Below are 18,908 nucleotides of genomic sequence, written 5' to 3'. Positions count from 1 at the left end.
GTCAGGACGCCTTGGCGGCTGCTGCTGATGCGCTCGCGGCCGGCGCCGTAGGCGCAGCCGCCTTGGCGACGATCTTCGCCGGCGCGCCTTCTTTCAGGCTGTCGAAGCGCGCGCCCAGCACCTGCAGCTCGGGCGTCAGGCCTTGCGTGACTTCGACCCGGCCGCCCACGCTGTCGCGCCGGCCGGTGATGACGATGCGGCGCACGAGCACGTCTTTTTCAACCGTCCACACGTAGTCCTGGCCCGAGGCCTGGCCCACCGCCGCGATCGGCACGGTGAGGCGTTGCGCGGCGTCGTCGAGCATCACCACGGCGCTGGCGTATTGCCCGGCGCGGAATTTCTCGTCGGGGTTGGCCAGCACCACCACCACCCGAATGCCGCGCGTGCCCGGCTCGGCCGAGGGCGCGATGCGGTCGATGCGGCCCTGCACCGGCGCAGCGGCGCCTTCGATGCGAACAGCCAGGGTCTGCCCGGGTTTGAGCGACGAGACCTGGTGCGTGCCGACGACGCCGGCGAGTTCGAGCACCGAGAGGTCGACGACCGTCATCAGTTCCTGCTCGGCGCTGACCTTTTCACCGGGCAGCACGTTGCGCCGGCCGATCACGCCACTGATGGGTGCGGTGAGCGCTGCTTCGCGGATGCCGAGCTTCGAGGTGGCGAGCGCCGCCTGGGTCGACTTGAGCTGGGCACGCGCCGTCTCAAGCGTGGCGCGCGACGATTCGAGCGCGTTCGCCGAGATGAACTTCTGGTTCGCCAGGCCCTCGTTGGCCGCGTGGGCACGCTCGGCCTCGATCACCCGCGCCTGCGCCGACTCGACCCCGGCCGAGCGTTCGGCGGCCCGGCTTTGCAGGTCGGCCAGGTCGATGCTGCCGAGCTGTTGCCCGGCCTTTACACGGCTGCCTTCGGCGACCGAAAGCGCCAGCAAGGTGCCGGAAGCCTTGGCCCGCACGACGGCCGTGCGCGGCGCCATCAGCGAACCCGAGAACTCGATGCGCTCGGGCAGCGCGGCCAGCACCGGCCGGATGACTTCGGCGGGCGTGAATTCGAGGGTCACGACGGGCTTCTTGTCCTTGGAGTCGTCGCCGCTTTTGGCGCGCGATACGACTGCCAGAGCGACGGCGGCGACGATGATCGCCACACCTGCGCCCATGAGCCACTGCTTGCGCATGAGGCTTCCTTTCCTGTGTTGTTCTGGTGGAGCGGGAGTGTAGAGAAGGCCCCCCTCCTGCCGCCATCCCTTGCGACAGGCTGCAGATTGTGGGGGTCAGGCTGCCGGCTGGCCAGTCGGGCTGGAAACCGGCTCCAACCGCAGCCCGCGCCAGCAGCACAGCACCGCCAGGCCTGCCGCAGCGCTCGCGCCCCAGAAAACGGCCGGGAATCCGAAGGCTTCGCTCAGCGCGCCGCCCGCCAGCCCGCCGATCACGCCCGAGGCACCGTAGCCCAGCACCGTGTACAGCGCCTGCCCGCGCCCCCGCAGCCGCCCGGGGAAGTGCCGGTTGATCATGCCGATGCACGAACTGTGCTGGGCGGCGAAGGTGAGCGCGTGGGTCAGCTGCGCCAGCACCAAGACCCAGACGTTCGCGCCGAATGCCGCGGTCAACGCGAAGCGCAGCACCGACATGCCCGCGGCGAGCAGCAGCCAGCCCTGCGGCGAAAACCGCGTCAGCCAGCGGCCCTGGAACCAGAACCAGGCCACTTCGGCCGCCACGCCCAGCGCCCAGATCAGCCCGACCGCCGTCTTGCTGTAACCGAGCGACACCAGGTAGAGCGAGAAGAAGGCGTACAGGCTGGTGTGCGCGAGCACGGTGAAGAACACCCCGGCGAAGAACCAGGCAACGACCGGCTGGCGCAACACCGCCCAGGCGCCCGGCGCGGCTTCAGTGCCGTGCGCCGCCTCGCTCACGACCGGCAGACGCAGCGCCGCGACCAGCAGCAGACACAGCAGCACCAGCACCAGCCAAGGAAAGGCCTGCACCCCCAGGCCTTGCAGCAGCACGCCGCTGCCGACGACGGCGAGGATGAATCCGATCGAGCCCCACACCCGCACCCGGCCATAGCGCCCTGCGTTGAGCGTGTCGCCCTGGCTGACCAGGTGGGCGAGCGCCGCTTCGCTGATCGGGATCACGCCGGCGGTGCAGGTGTGCAGCGCCAGCGTCACCGCCGCGATCCAGCCGTACACCGGCGACACGAAAAAGCCGAGCGCGCTGGCCAGCGCCAGCCCGACCGCGATGCGCAACAGGCGTGTGCGCTGCCCGGTGTGGTCGGCCACCCAACCCCAAGCGTAGGGGCTGAACACGCGGGTCGCGCTCTGCAACGAAGCCAGCGCGCCGATGGCCAACGTGCTGAAGCCCAGGCTCTGGAACCACAGCGGCGCGTAGGTGCCGAACAACCCGGCGTAGGAGAAGTAGGCGAACGAGACCGCGCTGAACGCGAACAGCGCGCGCTTCGAGGGCGCGCCGGCCGAGCCTGGCATCAGCCGCGCGCGGGGCTTTGCGCCGGGATCGGCTTCGTGGCCACCCGCACGTCACCACACTGGGCGCGGTGGCGCAGCGCGTGGTCCATGAGCACCAGCGCGAGCATCGCTTCGGCGATCGGCGTGGCGCGGATGCCGACACACGGGTCGTGCCGCCCGAAGGTCTCGACCGTGGCAGGCTGGCCTGCCAGGTCGATCGACTGGCGCGGGCTGCGGATCGAGCTCGTGGGCTTCACGGCGATGCTGACGGTGATGTCTTGCCCGGTCGAGATGCCACCGAGCACGCCGCCGGCGTTGTTGGTCGAGAAGCCTTGCGGCGTGAGCTCGTCGCCGTGCGTGGTGCCACGTTGCGCCACGCTCGCGAAGCCGGCACCGATCTCCACGCCCTTGACGGCGTTGATGCCCATCATCGCCTTGGCGATGTCGGCGTCGAGCTTGTCGAACAGCGGCTCGCCCAGGCCGACGGGCACGCCATGTGCGGTGACGCTGATGCGCGCGCCGCAGCTGTCGCCGGCCTTGCGCAGGTCGTCCATGTAGGCTTCGAGGCGCGCGATGTCGCTGGTGTTGGCGGCGAAGAACGGGTTGTTCGGCACGTGCGCCATCGACTCGAACGGGATCACGATGTCGCCGATCTGCGTCATGTGGCCCGAGAAGGTGGTGCCGTGCTGCAACTTCAGCCATTTGCGAGCCACCGCACCGGCGCCGACCATCGGCGCCGTCAGGCGCGCCGAGGCCCGGCCGCCGCCGCGCGGGTCGCGCAGGCCGTACTTGTGCAGGTAGGCGTAGTCGGCGTGGCCGGGGCGGAAGGTCTGCAGGATGTTGCCGTAGTCCTTGCTGCGCTGGTCGGTGTTGCGGATCAGCAGGCAGATCGGCGTGCCGGTGGTGAAGCCTTCGTACACGCCCGAAAGAATCTCGACCGTGTCGGGCTCGTTGCGCTGCGTCACGTGGCGCGAGGTGCCGGGGCGGCGCCGGTCGAGTTCGGGCTGGATGTCGGCTTCCGAGAGCGCCATGCCGGGAGGGCAACCATCGATCACGCAGCCGATGGCCGGGCCGTGGCTTTCACCGAAGTTGGTGACGCGAAAAAGTTCGCCGAGGGTGCTGCCGGACATGGTGTGAAAGGCGCCGAAACGCGGTGGCCAGAAGTGGCACCACCGCCCGGAGGCGGTGGCGTGTGCAGCGATTTTAGGCCAGCCCGCGGGCTCGCCGGGCGGCGCGCTTCAGTTCGCCGTGGGCCTCTGCTCGTCGCTCGCGTCTTCGACCGGCCAGTCGCGGATGTAGGCCTTGAGCATGCGGTTCTCGAAGTCTTGCCCGTCGACCACGGCCTTGGCCACGTCGTAGAACGAGATCACGCCCATCAGCGTGCGCTGCGTGAGCACCGGCATGTAGCGTGCGTGGCGGCCGAGCATCATGCGGCGCACTTCGTCGATCTCGGTGTCGGGGGTACAGGTGAGCGGGTGGTCGTCCATCACGCCACGCACGAGCATCGTGCCGAGCGAGCCGCCGTTCTTGACGATCGCCTGGATCACTTCGCGGAAGGTGAGCATGCCCGCCACCTCGCCGTGGTCCATGACCACGAGCGAGCCGATGTCGCGCTCGGACATGGTGCTCACCGCGTCGTGCAGCGGCTGGTCGGGTGACACGGTGAACAAGGTGCCGCCCTTGACTCGAAGGATGTCGCTGACTTTCATGGGCGCTCCGGGGCGGTGGGGTTGGGTCAATATAGCCCACAATCCGCGCTCACGACAGCCCTGAAAAACCTTCAAACCGCCTGCGGAGACACCATGCCCGGCCACTCAGACCCCGGCTTCGACACGCTGGCACTGCACGCCGGCGCCGCGCCCGACCCGAGCACCGGCGCACGCGCGGTGCCGATCCACCTCAGCACCTCTTTCGTGTTCGAGAACAGCGAACACGCAGCCTCGCTGTTCAACATGGAACGTTCGGGGCACGTGTACAGCCGCATCTCGAACCCCACCAACGCGGTGTTCGAAGAACGTGTGGCGGCACTCGAAGGCGGCACTGGCGCCATCGCCACCGCGAGCGGCCAGGCCGCCCTGCACCTCGCGATCAGCACGCTCGCCGGCGCAGGCTCGCACGTGGTGGCGTCGAGTGCGCTCTACGGCGGCTCGCACAACCTGCTGCACTACACACTCTCGCGCTTCGGCATCTCGACCACCTTCGTGAAGCCGGGCGACATCGACGGCTGGCGTGCCGCGATCCGGCCCGAGACCCGCCTGCTGTTCGGCGAAACGCTCGGCAACCCCGGGCTCGACGTGCTCGACATCCCGGCCGTCTCGGCGCTCGGCCACGAACACGGTCTGCCACTGCTGGTCGACTCGACCTTCACGACGCCCTGGCTGATGAAGCCTTTCGATCACGGCGCCGACCTCGTGTTCCACTCGGCCACGAAATTCCTCTCCGGCCACGGCACCGTGATCGGTGGCGTGCTCGTCGACAGCGGCCAGTTCGACTGGGACCGCTCCGGCCGTTTCCCCGAGCTGACGCAAGCCTACGAAGGTTTTCACGGCATGGTGTTCAGCGAAGAGAGCAGCGTCGGTGCCTTCCTGCTGCGCGCCCGCCGCGAAGGCCTGCGTGACTTCGGCGCCTGCATGAGCCCGCACACCGCGTGGCTGATCCTGCAGGGCATCGAGACGCTGCCGCTGCGCATGGCGCGGCATGTCGAGAACACCCGCAAGGTCGTCGGCTTTCTGGCGGCGCATGCCATGGTGGAACGTGTCGGTTACCCCGAGCTCGAAGGCCACGCGAGCCATGCACTGGCCAAACGCTTGCTACCGCGCGGCTGCGGCTCGGTGTTCAGCTTCGACCTGCGCGGCTCGCGCAAGCAGGGCGTGGCCTTCATCGAAGCGTTGAAGCTCTTCTCGCACCTGGCTAACGTGGGCGACTGCCGTTCGCTGGTGATCCACCCGGCCTCGACCACGCACTTCCGCATGGACGACGCGGCGCTCGCCCAGGCCGGCATCACCGCAGGAACGATCCGCCTCTCGATCGGCCTCGAAGACGCCGACGACCTGATCGACGACCTGAAACGTGCGCTCAAGGTCGCCGAGAAAGCGGGGGCGTGATGGAACTGAGCGTTCGCGGCTTCGAGGCCCAGGCCTACGCCTACACCGGCGGCAAGGCTTTCGACCCGGCCCTGCCCTGCGTCGTGTTCGTTCACGGCGCCTTGCACGACCACAGCGTCTGGACGCTGCTGGCGCGCTGGTTCGCGCACCACGGCCACAGCGTCTTGGCCGTCGACCAGCCCGGCCACGGCCGCAGTGGTGGCGCGCCGCTGGCGAGTGTCGAAGCGCTGGCCGACTGGCTGCTCGCGCTGCTCGACGCGGCCGGTGTGGCCAAAGCCAGCCTGATCGGTCACAGCATGGGCTCGCTGATCGCGCTCGAAGCCGCCGCACGCGCGCCGGCAAAAGCCAGCGCGCTCGTGATGGTGGGCACCGCGTACCCGATGAAGGTGTCGGAAGCGCTGCTCGAAACCGCACGCAGCGCGCCGTTGAAGGCGATCGACATGGTCAACGTGTTTTCGCATTCCACGATGGCGGCGAAGCCTTCGCACCCCGGCCCGGGCACCTGGCTGCATGGCGCCAACCGCGCGCTGATGCGGCGTGTGCAGGCCGGGCAGACGGCGGTCAACCTGTTCCACCACGATTTCGGTGTGTGCGATCGTTATGCCGGTGGCCTCGAAGCAGCCACAAGGGTGCAATGCCCCGTCACGATGATCCTCGGCGAACGTGACCAGATGACCGTGCCGAAACAGAGCCGGGAGATCGCGCAGGCGCTGAAGGCGCAGGTGCGCAAGGTAGCGGCCGGTCACGCGCTGATGACCGAAGCTCCAGACGCGCTTTTGTTGGCACTGCGCGAGGCCCTTCCCGCGCCACGGTAAATCGGCGCGGCTAAGCTCGCGCATGGTCGCCAGCGCCGAACTCAGAACCGCCCACGCCGAACGCCTGTTCGATGCGATCAACCTGCCCATCGCGCGCTGGGACCGCAGCGCGCTGCTGCAGTACTGCAACGCCAACTATCTGGTCTGGGCGGGGCGCGAGCGCGACGCGCTGCTCGGCCGCAGCCTGCAGGCGCTCTACGGTGACGACGCCTGGGCACAGGCCGGCCCGGCCTTCGCGCTGGCCTTCGACGGCGCCACCGCCAGCTACGAGCGGCTGCTTCACCACGGGCCGACGGCGGGCCGCTGGACGCGCGTGCAGGTGTTCCCCGATGTCGACGCCAACGGCAAGGTCGAATCGGTGTTCACGATCGGCACCGACATCCACGCCGACGTGCTGGCGCGCGAAGCCTTCACCGCCGCGCAACTGCGGCTCGACCACTTCACCGACAACATTCCCTACCCGCTGACCTACGTCGACCGCGACTTCGTCTTGCAGTTCGTCAACAAGGCCTACACGGTGGCCACGCGCGAAACCCGCGAGCGCCTGATCGGCCGCCACATCGGCTCGGTGCGTGGCGCCAAACGCTGGAGCGAGCACGAGCCCTACTTCCAGCGCGCGCTGCTCGGCAAGACGGTGCAGTACACACGCCTGGTCGATTCGCTGCCCCAAGGCCCGCGCTGGATGCGCACGAGCTACGTGCCCGACTTCGACGCTGAAGGCGCGGTGATCGGCCTGTACACCGTGACGATCGACGTGCACGACCTGACCGTGACGCAGGAAAAGCTGAAACGACGTGTCGAACACGACTCGCTGACCGACGTGCTGAGCCGGCGCACGATGATGGACCGCATCGAAGCCGCCTTGCTCGACGCCGAAGCCACGCCGGTCGCGTTGTTCTTCATCGACCTCGACGGCTTCAAGGCCGTCAACGACCAGCTCGGCCACCGCGTCGGCGACGCCTTGCTGGTGGCGGTGGCGGCCGCGCTGCAGGCGGCGGTGCGCGCCGAAGACGCGGTTGGCCGCTTCGGGGGCGACGAGTTCCTGGTGCTGGCCCAGGTGCGCGACGCCGCCGGCGCGCAGGCGCTGGCGCTGCACCTGCTGAACGCGGTGCGCAGCGTGGCGAACACCGGTGTCACGATCGGCGACGTGATGGCAGGCGTCAGCGCGAGCATCGGCTATGCGCTGGCGCCGCTCGACGCGCGCAACCCGATGAACCTGCTGCAGCTTGCCGACGACGCGATGTACGCCGCCAAGCGCGTCGGGAAGAACGGCGTGCGCCATTGCGCCGCGCCTTCGTTCGAAGCGACCCGCTGAGCGAGTGGCGCGCTCAGGCGCGAATCAGGTCGTCGAGCAGCATGTCGTCGAAGCCGGCGCGTTGCCAGAAGCCCTGCGTCGAGGCCGAGCGTTCGAGCAGCAAGGCGGCCACGAGCCCCTGTGCCTTCGTCGTGGCCGGGTCGCACAGCAGCACGTAGCGCGGGTCGCCTTCTTCGGCCAGCCGGCCGACCCAGTCGATCGCGACCAGCGTGTCGAGGATCGGCTCGGTCTGCAGCGGGTCGGTGCGCAACGCGGCCGACAGCTCGCCGGCGCTCAGGCCGCCCGCCTGCTGTGCGCGTGCACGCGCCAGTTCGGCCAGCACGACGATGGCGAGCTCGAAGCGCGCGCCCGGGCCATCGGGCCAGCGTTTCACGCGCGTCTGCAGGCTCGGCGCGTACGCGGCGATCACGGCGCCGAGCAACACGATCACCCAGCCGAGGTAGATCCAGATCAGGAAGATCGGCACGGCCGCGAAAGCGCCGTACACGACCGAGTACGTCGGCACCTGCAGCAGGTACCAGCCGAGCAGGCGCTTGGCGACTTCGAAGCCGGCGGCCGCGAACAGCCCGCCGGCGATCGCATGGCGCCAGCGCACGTGCGTGTTGGGCACGTAGTGGAACAAGCCGGCCAGACCGCCGGCGAAGAGCACGAACTCGAGCGTGTTGAGCAGCAAGCTGATGCCGCCCGGAATGCCGCCGACCAGCCCGCGCGAGGCCGACAGCACGTACGACGTGAGCGACAGGCTGATGCCCAGCAGCAGCGGCCCGAGCGTGGCGCTGGCCCAGTAGACGAGCACGCGCTGCGCGATCGGGCGTGGTTCGCGCACGCGCCAGATGCCGTTGAGCGTGCGGTCGATCGTGAGCATCAACGCGAGCGCGGTCAGCACCAGCAAGGCCAGGCCCATCGTGCCGAGCCGATTCGCCTTGCTCGCGAACTGCGTGAGTGCAGACAGCACCGGTTTGGCGATGGTCTCGGGCACGAGGCTCTGCAGAAAGTACTTCTGCAGCGCGTCCTGGAAGCTCGAGAACATCGGGAAAGCCGAGAACACCGCGAGCATCACGGTGAGCAAGGGCACGAGCGCGATCAGCGTCGTGAAGGTGAGGCTGCTGGCCGTCAGGCCGAGGCGGTCTTCGCGAAAGCGGATGCGCAGCGTCTTCAGCGTGTCGAGCCAGGGCCAGGTCTGCAGCGTTTGCAGCAGGCGCGGCAGGTGCTCGTGCAGCGTCTCACGCCACAGTCGGGTCAAATTCATTGCTGGCATCATAGCCAGCGATGAATTCTGAACCTGCCTTCGCTGCCCTGCCCGCCCGTGTGGTCCACACACGCAGCCTTGCCCTGGCCTGCCTGCTGGCGCTGATCGCGCTGTGCCTGGCCTGGGAGTTGTGGATCGCACCCACCGGCCGCGGCACGCTCGCGCTGAAGGCGCTGCCGCTGGTGCTGGCCTTGCCGGGGCTGCTGGCCTGGCGCCTGTACACCTTTCGCTGGCTGAGCCTCGTGCTCTGGCTCTACGTGGCCGAAGGCGCGGTGCGCGCGGCCAGCGACCGTGGCCCCGGCGCGCCGCTCGCGCTGCTCGAAGTGGTCTTGTGCGTGGTGCTGTTCGTGGCCTGCGCGGCGCACATCCGCTGGCGTTTGAGCGCGGCGAAGGCGAGCCCGGCATGAGCCTTGTCGAGACATTGCGCGGCATCGTCGGCGCACCGCAGGTGCTTTGCGACGGCGACCTGACGGCCTACGAACTCGACTGGCGCAAGCGCTACCGCGGCCGAGCGCTGGCGGTGGTGCGGCCGGGTTCGACGGCCGAGGTCGCAGCAGTCGTGAAGGCTTGCGCAGCCCAGGGCACGGCCATCGTCACCCAGGGTGGCAACACCGGGCTCGTCGGCGCTTCGGTGCCCGACGAGAGCGGCACGCAGGTGCTGCTGAACCTGTCGCGCCTGAACAGGATTCGCCGGATCGACGCACAGAACCTGACGCTCACGCTCGACGCCGGCTGTGTGCTGCAGACCGTGCAGCAAGCCGCCGCCGATGCCGGCCTGCTGTTCCCGCTGAGCCTGGCCGCCGAAGGCAGTTGCACGATCGGCGGCAACCTGGCGACCAACGCCGGCGGCACGCAGGTGCTGCGCTACGGCAACGCGCGTGAACTGTGCCTGGGCATCGAGGTCGTGACTGCAGAAGGCGACGTCTGGGACGGGCTGAGCGGCCTGCGCAAGGACAACACCGGCTACGACCTGCGCGACCTCTTCATCGGCAGCGAAGGCACGCTCGGCGTGATCACCGGCGCCACGCTGAAGCTCTACCCGCAACCGGCGGCGGTGACCACCGCACTCGCCACGCTGCCGTCGCTCGAGGCGGCCGTGGGCTTGCTGCAACTCGCGCAGGCGCGCCTGGGCCCGGCGCTCACCGGCTTCGAGGTGATGGCGCAGTACGCGCTCGGGCTGGTGCGAAAGCACTTTGCGCAACTCGCCCAGCCGCTGCCCGAAGCGCCCTGGACGGTGTTGCTCGAGCAGTCCGACAACGAAGGCGAAACGCATGCGCAGGCGCTGTTCGAAGGCTTGCTGGAAACCGCACTGGAGCGGGGCCTGATCAGCGATGCGGCCGTCGCCTCGAACACGCTGCAGTCGAACGCGATGTGGCATCTGCGCGAGTCGATCCCGATGGCGCAGAGCGTCGAGGGGCTCAACATCAAGCACGACATCGCGCTGCCGGTTTCGGCGATCGCGCGTTTCGTTGAGAACACCGATGCCGCTTTGCTGCGGGCCTTCCCTGGCGTGCGGCTCGTCAACTTCGGCCACCTGGGCGACGGCAACCTGCACTACAACGTGCAGGCGCCCGAGGGTGTGGACGGCGAGGTCTTTCTGCGCGACCGCGAAAAGGCCGTCAACGCCGTGGTCTACGACGCCCTGGCCACCCACGGCGGCTCGATCTCGGCCGAGCATGGCATCGGTACGCTCAAGCGCGACGAACTCGCTCGGCGCAAATCGCCGGTGGCCTTGAAGATGATGCGGGCGATCAAGCTCGCGCTCGACCCGCACCACCTGATGAACCCGGGGCGTGTGTTGTAGCGGCGATCACGCGCAGCTGGCCTGGCCGAGCAGCCAGGTGGCGAACTGTTCGACCTCGGGCTTGCGCGGCGTGGCGTCGGAGCGCACCAGGTAATAGCCGCGCGGCGAAGCGGCCGCCTTCTTGAACGGCGCGACCAGCTTGCGCTCACGCAGCAGTGTCTTCAGCAGCGGGTCGCGGCCGAGTGCCACACCCTGGCCGGCGACGGCCGCGTTGATGAGCTGGTCGAACTGCGAGAAGTGCAGCACGCTCGCCGGTTTCAGGCCTTCGAGGTTCATCGCACGCAGCCAGATCGGCCAGTCCTGCATGGCCGCGCCCGGGCCGGAGTCGAGGTGCAGCAGCACGTGGTGGGCCAGGTCTTCCGGCTTCTTCAGCGGCCGCGCCGGGTCGCGCAGCAGGCGCGGGCTGCACACGGGCAGCACGACTTCGCCGAACAGCAGTTCAGCGCCCGCGCCCGCCTCTTCGGCGGCCTTGTAGCGGATCGCGAGATCGACACCGTCGCGTTTCAGGTTCACGAGCGTGTAGCCGGCCGAGATGCGCACGTCGACCTCGGGGTGGGCGGCCGTGAAGTCGGCGAGGCGCGGAATGAGCCACAGGCCCGCGAAGCCCGGCGTGGTGGTGACGACGACGGTCTTGGCACGCCGCTCGCGGTTCAGTTCGGTGCCGACCTCGTGCAAGCGCGCCAGCACCTCTGCGACCGCACGCTGCAGCGTGTGGCCGTCTTCGGTGAGCCGCAGCGCGCGGTGCAGGCGCCGGAACATCGGCAGGCCGTAGTGCTCTTCGAGCGCCGCGATCTGGCGGCTGACGGCCGACTGCGTGAGCGCGAGTTCGTCGGCCGCCTTCGTGAAGCTCAGGTGGCGCGCCGCGGCCTCGAAAGCTTCGAGCTGGGCCAGCGGCGGCAGGTCGTATTGGCGCATGCGGTTCTCCCGGGGGCTTCTTCACATTCCATTTTTGCATGCAAAGCATTCCAACATACCGTTTGAACGCCGATGGATGAAAGAACACACTCTCTTCACGCCTCTGCTGCAGGCCTCACACCGACCCGGTGTCTTGCATGCAACAAGGGCATGTCAAAGGAGAACCCTGATGAACACCAACGACCTGACCCTCGCCTCGACCGCACTGCGCAAGGGCGACACTCTGCACCTCGGGCGTGCCCTGGGCCAACGCATCGAAGCGCTTGGCGGCCGCGTGTGGATCACGATGGACGGCGACCTGCGCGACGTGGTGATCGATGCCGGCGAAGCCTTCACTGTGGACCGCAGCAGCGACGTGTTGCTCAGCGCGATGAGCGATGCCCGCGTGGCGGTGCTGATGCCGACCGCTGCAGCGGCCTGAGCGCCCGGCCCGGCCGACAGCCTATTGCACCGGGCCCTTGAGCGGCTCGGGCAAGGCCACGGCCACCACGTCGATGCCCTCTTCGCGCAGGGCGTCGGCGTCTTCCGGCGAGGCGCGGCCACGGATGCCGCGTTCCTCGGACTCGCCGTAGTGGATGCGACGCGCTTCTTCAGGGAACCGGTCGCCCACATCTTCGGTGTTCTTCATCATGTGGCGCACCGCGCGCAGCCAGTGGGCTTGCATCTGCGCCTGCGTCGGCAAGGGCGCGCCGGCCTCGGCAGAGGCGGCATCTCGCTGTTTCGACACGTTCAGGCGCGGCGCACTCGGCAGCCGGGTGATGCCGGTGTCGTTGCACATCGGGCAACTCACGAGGTCACGTTCATCTTGCGACTGGAAGTCGTCGTCCGACGCGAACCAGCCTTCGAAGCGGTGGTCGTTGCTGCAGCGCAGGTTCAGGACCTTCATGGCCGCATTATGGGCACACCAGCCCGGGCGGGGTGGCCTGCCAGACCAAAGGCCAGCGGCCGGCGCGCCAATTCTGCAACCATTGCAGGCCGACCAGCGTCTTGGCGTCGGTGAGTTCGCCGCGGCGTGCCAGGTCGTCGAGTTCATCTTCGCTGCACACCAGCACGTCGAGAAACTCGCCGGCGTCAAGCTGGCGCCGGCCTGAGGTGAGGCCGCGCGCGAACCAGATCTCGATGCCTTCGGTCGAGTAGGCGATGGCGTTGTGCATGATGCCGGCACGCGCCCACTCGGCGGCCCGGAAACCGGTTTCTTCGAACAGCTCGCGCACGGCGCATTGCTGCGGCGGCTCACCCGCTTCGAGCTTGCCGGCCGGGAACTCGAGCATCACGCGCGCCATCGGGTGGCGCCACTGGCGCTCGACGACCAGGCGGCCGTCGTCGAGCACCGGCACGATCATCACGGCCCCGGGGTGGACGATGTACTCGCGGCCGGCCACGCTGCCGTCGGGCAGGCGAACCTGGTCACGGCGCACGTCGAGAAAATGCCCGCGGTAGACCTGGTCGGACTGCAGCGCGTCTTCGCGCAGGTGGGCGTCGGGGTCGTCGCCTGGCGGTACGGGCGCCGTCACCGCCGGCTCAGGTGGTGAGCGCCTTGACGAGCGCGTCGACACACAGCGCCATCAGCCCGCCCGGCAAGAGGCCGAACACCAGCACCGCGGCACCGTTGAGCGACAGCACGGCGCGCACGTCGCCGGTGCTGACAACCGGGCGCAGATCGGTCGGCTCGTCGAAGAACATGACCTTCACGACGCGCAGGTAGTAGTAGGCCCCGACCAGCGAGAGCACCACGGCCGCGACCGCCAGCCAGATGTAGCCGGCGCTGTTGGTCGACACCAGCGACTGCAGCACCGACAGCTTGGCGTAGAAGCCCACTGTCGGCGGCAGGCCGGCGAGCGAGAACATGAAGACCGCCATCACCCCGGCGAACCAGGGGCTGCGTTTGGCCAGCCCGGCCAGGTCGCTGACCTCTTCGGATTCGAAACCCTGGCGCGACAACAGCATGATCATGCCGAAAGTGCCGAGCGTGGTGAGCACGTAGGTCACGATGTAGAACATCGACGACGCGTAGGAGTTGCCGGCCGACACGGTGTTGCCGTAGACCACACCCGAGCACAGGCCGAGCAGCATGAAACCCATCTGCGCGATGCTCGAATAGGCCAGCATGCGCTTGAGGTTGCTCTGCGCGATGGCGACCACGTTGCCGAGCAGCATCGAGCCGAAAGCGAGCACGACCAGCATCTGCTGCCAGTCGACGGCGAGGCCCAGCATGCCTTCGACCAGCAGGCGGATCGTGATCGCGAAGGCCGCGAGCTTGGGCGCACCACCGATCAGCAGCGTGATCGCGGTGGGGGCGCCCTGGTACACGTCGGGCACCCACATGTGAAAGGGCACGGCGCCGAGCTTGAAAGCCAGACCGGCGACGACGAAGACCTCGCCGAGGATCAACACCTGCTTGTTGATCTGGCCGGTGCCGATGGCCTTGAAGACCTCGTTGATGTCGAGCGAGCCGGTGGCCCCGTACATCATCGACAGGCCGTAGAGCAGGAAGCCGCTGGCCAGCGCGCCGAGCACGAAGTACTTCATCGCGGCTTCGGTCGCGTCGGCATGGTCGCGGCGCATCGCGACCAGCGCGTACAGGCTCAGCGTCATCAGTTCGAGGCCGAGGTAGACGACGAGGAAGTTGTTGGCCGACAGCATCACGCAGATGCCGAGCAGCGAGAACAGGCTGAGGGTGAAGAGCTCGCCCTTGAGCATGTCGCGCGAGCCGGCGTACGGGCGCGCGTACACGAGCGAGATCATCACGGCCAGCGTGGCGAACAAACCGAGCAGGTGACCCATCGGATCGGCCACCACCATGCCTTGCATGGCGTAGACGGTGTCGCCGGAGTTGAATGCGCCGAGCTGCATGGCGGCCACCACCGCGAGAGAAGCCTGCGTGAGCCAGTAGGTCGGTGTGCGGCGCGGGTCGGTCACCCACAGGTCGACCATCGCCACCACGCAGGCCATCACCAGCAGCACGATTTCCGGGTAGACGGCGGACCAGTTCATCTGGGTCATGGTGTTGTTCTCTTCAGGGGGCGAGCTTGGGTGTGGCCACGTGCTTGAGCAACTCGCTCACCGACACCTGCATGACGTCGGTGAAAGGCTTCGGGTACAGGCCCATCCACAACACCGCGATCGCCAGCACGGCGAGCATCGCGAATTCACGCGGGTTCAGGTCGGTCAGCGTGCCCACATGGTCATTGGCGACCGGGCCGAAGTACACCCGCTTGACCATCCACAGCGTGTAGGCCGCGCCGAAGATCAGCGTGGTCGCGGCGACCGCACCGAGCCAGAAGTTGAACTTCACGGCACCGAGAATCACCATCCACTCGCCCACAAAACCGGCGGTGCCCGGCAGGCCGCAGTTGGCCATGGCGAACAGCACGGCGAAGGCCGCGAACTTGGGCATGGTGTTGGCCACGCCGCCGTAGGCCGCGATCTCGCGCGAGTGCACGCGGTCGTACAACACGCCGATGCACAGGAACATCGCACCCGACACGAAACCGTGCGAGACCATCTGCACGATGCCGCCGGCCATGCCGAGTTCGTTGAAGATGAAGAAGCCGAAGGTCACGAAGCCCATGTGGGCGATCGACGAGTACGCGACCAGCTTCTTCATGTCTTGCTGCACCAGCGCCACGAAGCCGATGTAGACCACCGCGATCAGCGAGAGCGTGACCATGAGCCATGACCACTGGTGGCTGGCGTCTGGCGTGATCGGCAGCGAGAAGCGCAGAAAGCCGTAGGCGCCGAGCTTGAGCATGATCGCCGCCAGAACGACCGAGCCACCGGTGGGCGCTTCGACGTGGGCGTCGGGCAGCCAGGTGTGCACCGGCCACATCGGCACCTTCACGGCAAAGGCGAGGAAGAAGGCGAAGAACAGCAGCGTCTGCACGGGCCCGGCCAGCGGCAGCTTGTGCCAGGTGACGATGTCGAAACTGCCACCCGACTTGTAGTACAGGTAGATCAGCGCCACCAGCATCAGCAGCGAGCCGGCGAGCGTGTACAGGAAGAACTTGAACGCAGCGTAGACCCGCCGCGGGCCGCCCCACACGCCGATGATCAGGTACATCGGGATCAGCGTGGCTTCGAAGAACACGTAGAACAGCAGGCCGTCGAGCGCGCTGAACACACCGACCATTAGGCCCGACAGGATCAGGAACGCGCCCATGTACTGGTTGACGCGCTCGGTGATCACGTCCCACGCGGCGATCACCACGATCACCGTGATGAACGCGGTGAGCGGCACGAACCACATCGACAGGCCGTCGACACCGAGGTGGTAGTGCACGTTGAAACGCTCGATCCAGCCGAGCTTTTCCTGGAACTGCATGGCCGCGGTGGCCGGGTTGAAACCAGTGACCACCGGCAGCGTGACCGCCAGGCTCGCGAACGCGGCGATCAGCGCCACCCAGCGCACGGTACCGGCGTGTTCGTCGCGGCCGAGCGCGAGCAAGACCACGCCCGACAGCACCGGCAGCCAGATGGCAAGACTCAAGAGACCCATGTTGTTTTTCTCCGTGCGCGCGCTGGGCCGAGGGCCATCAGCGGCCGAGGTGACTCATCAGGAAAGGCCACAGCTGCCAGGTCATCAGACCGATGACACCCATGATCATCACCAGCGCGTACCAGTACAGGTAACCGGTCTGCAAGGTGCGGCCCAGGGCGGCCAGGCCCCCCATGGCGCGCGCCGAGCCGTTGATGGCGCCGTCGATCACGGCCTCGTCGCCACCCTTCCAGAGGCCGGTGCCGGCCAGGCGCGCAGCGCGGGCCAGCACGTTCTCGTTGAACCAGTCGAGGTAGTACTTGTTCTCGAGCAGGCGGTTGATGAAGCCGACACGCGCCTTGATGGCGGCGGGGATCTCCGGCTTGACCATGTAGAACACGTAGGCCGTGACCACCCCGGCAAGTGCGAGCCAGAACGGCAGCGTGCTCAGGCCGTGCAGTGCCATCGCGCCGGCGCCATGGAAGGCCTTGGCCATTTCTTCCATCGCCGGGTGCTTCGCCAGATCGATGAAGATCGCGTCCTTGAAAAAGTCGCCGTAGAGCATCGGGCCGATCGTCATGTAGCCGATGACGACCGAAGGAACGGCCAGCGCGATCAGCGGGAAGGTGACGACCCAGGGTGATTCGTGCGGCACGTGCGGTTCGTGGTGGCCATGGCCATCGTCGTGATGGTCGTGCTCGCCAGGGAACGGCTTGTGGCGGAAATGTTCCTTGCCATGGAACACCAGGAAGTACATGCGGAAGGAATAGAACGCGGTGATTAACACACCGGCGGCCACCGCGAAGTAGGCGAAGCCCGACCCCCAAAGGTGGCTCTCGTGCACCGCTTCGATGATGCTGTCCTTCGAATAAAACCCGGCGAACAGCGGCGTGCCGATCAGCGCCAGCGAACCCAGCAATGCGGTGATCCACGTGATCGGCATGTACTTGCGCAGGCCGCCCATGTTGCGGATGTCCTGGTCATGGTGCATGCCGATGATCACCGAGCCCGCGGCGAGGAACAGCAGCGCCTTGAAGAAGGCGTGCGTCATCAGGTGGAACACCGCGACCGAATAGGCCGAGGCGCCGAGCGCGACCGTCATGTAGCCCAGCTGGCTGAGCGTGGAATACGCGACCACCCGCTTGATGTCGTTCTGGATGATGCCGAGGAAGCCCATGAACAGCGCCGTGATCGCGCCGATCACCATCACGAAGCTCAGCGCGGTGTCTGACAGCTCGAACAGCGGCGACATGCGTGCCACCATGAAGATGCCGGCCGTGACCATCGTCGCCGCATGGATCAGCGCCGAGATCGGCGTCGGGCCTTCCATCGAGTCGGGCAGCCACACGTGCAGTGGGAACTGCGCGCTCTTGCCCATCGCGCCGATGAAGAGGCAGATGCAGGTCACGGTGATCAGCATCCATTCGGTGCCGGGCAAAGTGAGCTTGGCGAGTTCGCCGCCCTTGGCAAAGGCTTCGCCGTAGTTCAGCGTGCCGGCGTAGGCCACGATCAGGCCGATGCCGAGAATGAAGCCGAAGTCGCCGACCCGGTTGACCAGAAAGGCCTTCATGTTGGCGAAGATCGCGGTCGGCTTCGTGAACCAGAAACCGATCAGCAGGTAAGACACCAGACCCACCGCTTCCCAGCCGAAGAACAGCTGCAGGAAGTTGTTGCTCATCACGAGCATCAGCATCGAGAAGGTGAACAGCGCGATGTAGCTGAAGAAGCGCTGGTAGCCGGGGTCTTCTTCCATGTAGCCGATGGTGAAGATGTGGACCATCAGCGACACGAAGGTCACGACGCACATCATCATTGCGGTGAGGCCGTCGACGAGGAAGCCGACCTCCATCTTCAGACCGCCGAGCACCATCCACTCGTAGATCGTGGCGTTGAAGCGCGCGCCTTCGGTGACCACGAGGTGCAGCGTGTAGAACGAGATGATGAAAGCGACCAGCACCCCGAGGATGGTGACGGTGTGGGCGCCGCGCCGGCCGATGGCCTTGCCGAACAGGCCGGCGGCAATGGCGCCCGCCAGCGGCGCGAGCGGCACCGCGAGCAGCAGGTTTTGCGAGAGTTGAGCTGACATGTGTGAATCAGCCTTTCAGCGCGTCGAGTTCGTCGACATTGATGGTGGACCGGTTGCGGAACAGCACCACCAGGATCGCCAGGCCGATGGCCGACTCGGCCGCCGCCACGGTCAGGATGAAGAACACGAACACCTGCCCTGCCATCGGATCGTTGGTGACCGGGTCGAGATAATGCGAGAACGCGACGAAGTTCAGGTTGACGGCAAGCAGCATCAGTTCAATCGCCATCAGCAGCACGATCAGGTTCTTGCGGTTCAGGAAGATGCCGATCACCGACAGCGCAAACAAGATCGCGCCGAGGGTGAGGTAGTGGCCGAGCGTGACCGATGCGATCGTCATTTCTTCTCCCCCGTGCCTTCGACCGCAGCGGCCACTGGCGGCGCCTCGATCTCTGGTTTCATCTGCACGATGCGCACTCGGTCGGCAGCACGCACACGCACCTGTTCCGACGGGTTCTGATACTTCGAGTCCTTGCGCCGACGCAGCGTGAGCGCTATGGCAGCGATGATTGCCACGAGTAGCAGCACCGCCGCGATCTGCAGTGGGTACAGATAGTGTGTGTAGACCTCGATGCCGAGCAGCTTGGTATTGCCTGCCTTCAGCGCGACCGCATTGGCGGCCGGCGCCTGCGAGACATTGAAGCCGGGCAACAGCACAGCCGCCATCTCGAGCGCAATCACCACGCCCACGAGC

19 protein-coding genes are annotated in these 18,908 nt (G+C 67.3%); 6 read left to right on the top strand and 13 right to left on the bottom strand.

The genetic code is table 11. The features are described from left to right. Position 1: 1 nt before the first annotated feature. From AC30PD_RS01055 to AC30PD_RS01040, 4 genes are all read right to left on the bottom strand, one after another. A complete protein-coding gene (locus AC30PD_RS01055) occupies positions 2-1,168 on the bottom strand; it encodes an efflux RND transporter periplasmic adaptor subunit (protein ID WP_489533779.1) in 1,167 nt (388 codons plus the stop codon). A gap of 96 nt (positions 1,169-1,264) precedes the next feature. Beyond that, positions 1,265-2,473, bottom strand: a complete 1,209-nt coding sequence (locus AC30PD_RS01050; RefSeq protein WP_489533778.1) for an MFS transporter — start codon at positions 2,471-2,473, stop codon at positions 1,265-1,267. Beyond that, positions 2,473-3,582, bottom strand: coding sequence for a chorismate synthase (gene aroC, locus AC30PD_RS01045; protein WP_489533777.1), 1,110 nt, complete (start codon positions 3,580-3,582; stop codon positions 2,473-2,475). The genes AC30PD_RS01050 and aroC overlap by 1 nt, the downstream gene beginning before the upstream one ends. A gap of 108 nt (positions 3,583-3,690) precedes the next feature. Continuing rightward, positions 3,691-4,161 carry a CBS domain-containing protein gene (locus AC30PD_RS01040; RefSeq protein ID WP_489533776.1) on the bottom strand — a complete coding sequence of 157 codons (471 nt, stop codon included), beginning with the start codon at positions 4,159-4,161 and terminating at the stop codon, positions 3,691-3,693. Between the two features lie 93 nt (positions 4,162-4,254). On the opposite strand from AC30PD_RS01040, the gene AC30PD_RS01035 reads away from it, so the two are divergent. Genes AC30PD_RS01035 through AC30PD_RS01025 form a run of 3 tightly spaced genes read left to right on the top strand, consistent with a single transcriptional unit; the run spans position 4,255 to position 7,686 of the window. Further along, positions 4,255-5,556 carry an O-acetylhomoserine aminocarboxypropyltransferase gene (locus tag AC30PD_RS01035; RefSeq protein ID WP_489533775.1) on the top strand — a complete coding sequence of 434 codons (1,302 nt, stop codon included), beginning with the start codon at positions 4,255-4,257 and terminating at the stop codon, positions 5,554-5,556. After that, positions 5,556-6,371, top strand: a complete 816-nt coding sequence (locus AC30PD_RS01030; RefSeq protein ID WP_489533774.1) for an alpha/beta fold hydrolase — start codon at positions 5,556-5,558, stop codon at positions 6,369-6,371. Before AC30PD_RS01035 ends, AC30PD_RS01030 begins: the two co-directional genes overlap by 1 nt. A 22-nt stretch (positions 6,372-6,393) precedes the next feature. Further along, positions 6,394-7,686 carry a diguanylate cyclase domain-containing protein gene (locus AC30PD_RS01025; RefSeq protein WP_489533773.1) on the top strand — a complete coding sequence of 431 codons (1,293 nt, stop codon included), beginning with the start codon at positions 6,394-6,396 and terminating at the stop codon, positions 7,684-7,686. Positions 7,687-7,699: 13 nt separating this feature from the next. Here the strand turns inward: AC30PD_RS01025 and AC30PD_RS01020 are convergent, their stop codons facing one another. After that, positions 7,700-8,935, bottom strand: coding sequence for a YihY family inner membrane protein (locus AC30PD_RS01020; protein WP_489533772.1), 1,236 nt, complete (start codon positions 8,933-8,935; stop codon positions 7,700-7,702). Positions 8,936-8,955: 20 nt separating this feature from the next. Between AC30PD_RS01020 and AC30PD_RS01015 the strand changes: the two genes are divergently transcribed. Further along, complete coding sequence (locus tag AC30PD_RS01015) at positions 8,956-9,342, top strand: DUF2069 domain-containing protein (protein WP_489533771.1); 387 nt, start codon at positions 8,956-8,958, stop codon at positions 9,340-9,342. After that, positions 9,339-10,739 (top strand): FAD-binding oxidoreductase, encoded by a 1,401-nt coding sequence (locus AC30PD_RS01010; protein WP_489533770.1) that lies wholly within the window; start codon positions 9,339-9,341, stop codon positions 10,737-10,739. The genes AC30PD_RS01015 and AC30PD_RS01010 overlap by 4 nt, the downstream gene beginning before the upstream one ends. A 6-nt stretch (positions 10,740-10,745) precedes the next feature. On the opposite strand, the gene gcvA is transcribed toward AC30PD_RS01010, so the two are convergent. Further along, positions 10,746-11,654 carry a transcriptional regulator GcvA gene (gene gcvA / locus AC30PD_RS01005; RefSeq protein ID WP_489533769.1) on the bottom strand — a complete coding sequence of 303 codons (909 nt, stop codon included), beginning with the start codon at positions 11,652-11,654 and terminating at the stop codon, positions 10,746-10,748. Positions 11,655-11,823: 169 nt separating this feature from the next. On the opposite strand from gcvA, the gene AC30PD_RS01000 reads away from it, so the two are divergent. After that, positions 11,824-12,075 (top strand): DUF2917 domain-containing protein, encoded by a 252-nt coding sequence (locus tag AC30PD_RS01000; protein ID WP_489533768.1) that lies wholly within the window; start codon positions 11,824-11,826, stop codon positions 12,073-12,075. A gap of 21 nt (positions 12,076-12,096) precedes the next feature. On the opposite strand, the gene AC30PD_RS00995 is transcribed toward AC30PD_RS01000, so the two are convergent. From AC30PD_RS00995 to AC30PD_RS00965, 7 genes are all read right to left on the bottom strand, one after another. Further along, positions 12,097-12,540, bottom strand: a complete 444-nt coding sequence (locus AC30PD_RS00995; protein WP_489533767.1) for a DUF1178 family protein — start codon at positions 12,538-12,540, stop codon at positions 12,097-12,099. A 7-nt stretch (positions 12,541-12,547) separates the two neighbouring features. Beyond that, the gene (locus AC30PD_RS00990) at positions 12,548-13,168 is read right to left on the bottom strand and encodes an NUDIX domain-containing protein (RefSeq protein WP_489533766.1); all 621 of its coding nucleotides are present in this window, start codon (positions 13,166-13,168) and stop codon (positions 12,548-12,550) included. A 7-nt stretch (positions 13,169-13,175) separates the two neighbouring features. Continuing rightward, on the bottom strand, positions 13,176-14,657 hold the full coding sequence (nuoN, locus tag AC30PD_RS00985; protein ID WP_489533765.1) for an NADH-quinone oxidoreductase subunit NuoN: 1,482 nt from the start codon (positions 14,655-14,657) through the stop codon (positions 13,176-13,178). A gap of 13 nt (positions 14,658-14,670) precedes the next feature. Beyond that, entirely contained in the window at positions 14,671-16,149 is a 1,479-nt protein-coding gene (locus AC30PD_RS00980) for an NADH-quinone oxidoreductase subunit M (protein ID WP_489533764.1), read from the bottom strand. Positions 16,150-16,186: 37 nt separating this feature from the next. Beyond that, the gene (gene nuoL, locus AC30PD_RS00975; RefSeq protein ID WP_489533763.1) at positions 16,187-18,214 is read right to left on the bottom strand and encodes an NADH-quinone oxidoreductase subunit L; all 2,028 of its coding nucleotides are present in this window, start codon (positions 18,212-18,214) and stop codon (positions 16,187-16,189) included. A gap of 7 nt (positions 18,215-18,221) precedes the next feature. Beyond that, positions 18,222-18,554, bottom strand: a complete 333-nt coding sequence (nuoK, locus tag AC30PD_RS00970; protein ID WP_489533762.1) for an NADH-quinone oxidoreductase subunit NuoK — start codon at positions 18,552-18,554, stop codon at positions 18,222-18,224. Then, on the bottom strand, positions 18,551-18,908 hold a 358-nt coding region (locus AC30PD_RS00965), incomplete at its 5' end, for an NADH-quinone oxidoreductase subunit J (RefSeq protein ID WP_489533761.1). The genes nuoK and AC30PD_RS00965, both read right to left, overlap by 4 nt.

Origin of the sequence: Rhizobacter sp. (assembly GCF_032229685.1) — a bacterium.
Lineage (GTDB): Bacteria > Pseudomonadota > Gammaproteobacteria > Burkholderiales > Burkholderiaceae_C > LMDS01.
The sequence above is the reverse complement of the archived record's forward strand: the minus strand, read 5'-3'. Positions and strand labels throughout refer to the sequence as shown.

What these genes read in the sequence shown, in the direction of transcription:
- AC30PD_RS01040 (WP_489533776.1), bottom strand. Translation starts at nt 4,161, where the DNA reads ATGAAAGTCAGCGACATCCTTCGAGTCAAGGGCGGCACCTTGTTCACC.
- AC30PD_RS01000 (WP_489533768.1), top strand. Translation starts at nt 11,824, where the DNA reads ATGAACACCAACGACCTGACCCTCGCCTCGACCGCACTGCGCAAGGGC.
- aroC (WP_489533777.1), bottom strand. Translation starts at nt 3,582, where the DNA reads ATGTCCGGCAGCACCCTCGGCGAACTTTTTCGCGTCACCAACTTCGGT.
- AC30PD_RS01010 (WP_489533770.1), top strand. Translation starts at nt 9,339, where the DNA reads ATGAGCCTTGTCGAGACATTGCGCGGCATCGTCGGCGCACCGCAGGTG.
- AC30PD_RS01055 (WP_489533779.1), bottom strand. Translation starts at nt 1,168, where the DNA reads ATGCGCAAGCAGTGGCTCATGGGCGCAGGTGTGGCGATCATCGTCGCC.
- AC30PD_RS01020 (WP_489533772.1), bottom strand. Translation starts at nt 8,935, where the DNA reads ATGAATTTGACCCGACTGTGGCGTGAGACGCTGCACGAGCACCTGCCG.
- AC30PD_RS01030 (WP_489533774.1), top strand. Translation starts at nt 5,556, where the DNA reads ATGGAACTGAGCGTTCGCGGCTTCGAGGCCCAGGCCTACGCCTACACC.
- nuoL (WP_489533763.1), bottom strand. Translation starts at nt 18,214, where the DNA reads ATGTCAGCTCAACTCTCGCAAAACCTGCTGCTCGCGGTGCCGCTCGCG.
- AC30PD_RS01035 (WP_489533775.1), top strand. Translation starts at nt 4,255, where the DNA reads ATGCCCGGCCACTCAGACCCCGGCTTCGACACGCTGGCACTGCACGCC.
- nuoN (WP_489533765.1), bottom strand. Translation starts at nt 14,657, where the DNA reads ATGACCCAGATGAACTGGTCCGCCGTCTACCCGGAAATCGTGCTGCTG.
- AC30PD_RS00980 (WP_489533764.1), bottom strand. Translation starts at nt 16,149, where the DNA reads ATGGGTCTCTTGAGTCTTGCCATCTGGCTGCCGGTGCTGTCGGGCGTG.
- AC30PD_RS00995 (WP_489533767.1), bottom strand. Translation starts at nt 12,540, where the DNA reads ATGAAGGTCCTGAACCTGCGCTGCAGCAACGACCACCGCTTCGAAGGC.
- AC30PD_RS01025 (WP_489533773.1), top strand. Translation starts at nt 6,394, where the DNA reads ATGGTCGCCAGCGCCGAACTCAGAACCGCCCACGCCGAACGCCTGTTC.
- nuoK (WP_489533762.1), bottom strand. Translation starts at nt 18,554, where the DNA reads ATGACGATCGCATCGGTCACGCTCGGCCACTACCTCACCCTCGGCGCG.
- AC30PD_RS01050 (WP_489533778.1), bottom strand. Translation starts at nt 2,473, where the DNA reads ATGCCAGGCTCGGCCGGCGCGCCCTCGAAGCGCGCGCTGTTCGCGTTC.
- AC30PD_RS01015 (WP_489533771.1), top strand. Translation starts at nt 8,956, where the DNA reads ATGAATTCTGAACCTGCCTTCGCTGCCCTGCCCGCCCGTGTGGTCCAC.
- gcvA (WP_489533769.1), bottom strand. Translation starts at nt 11,654, where the DNA reads ATGCGCCAATACGACCTGCCGCCGCTGGCCCAGCTCGAAGCTTTCGAG.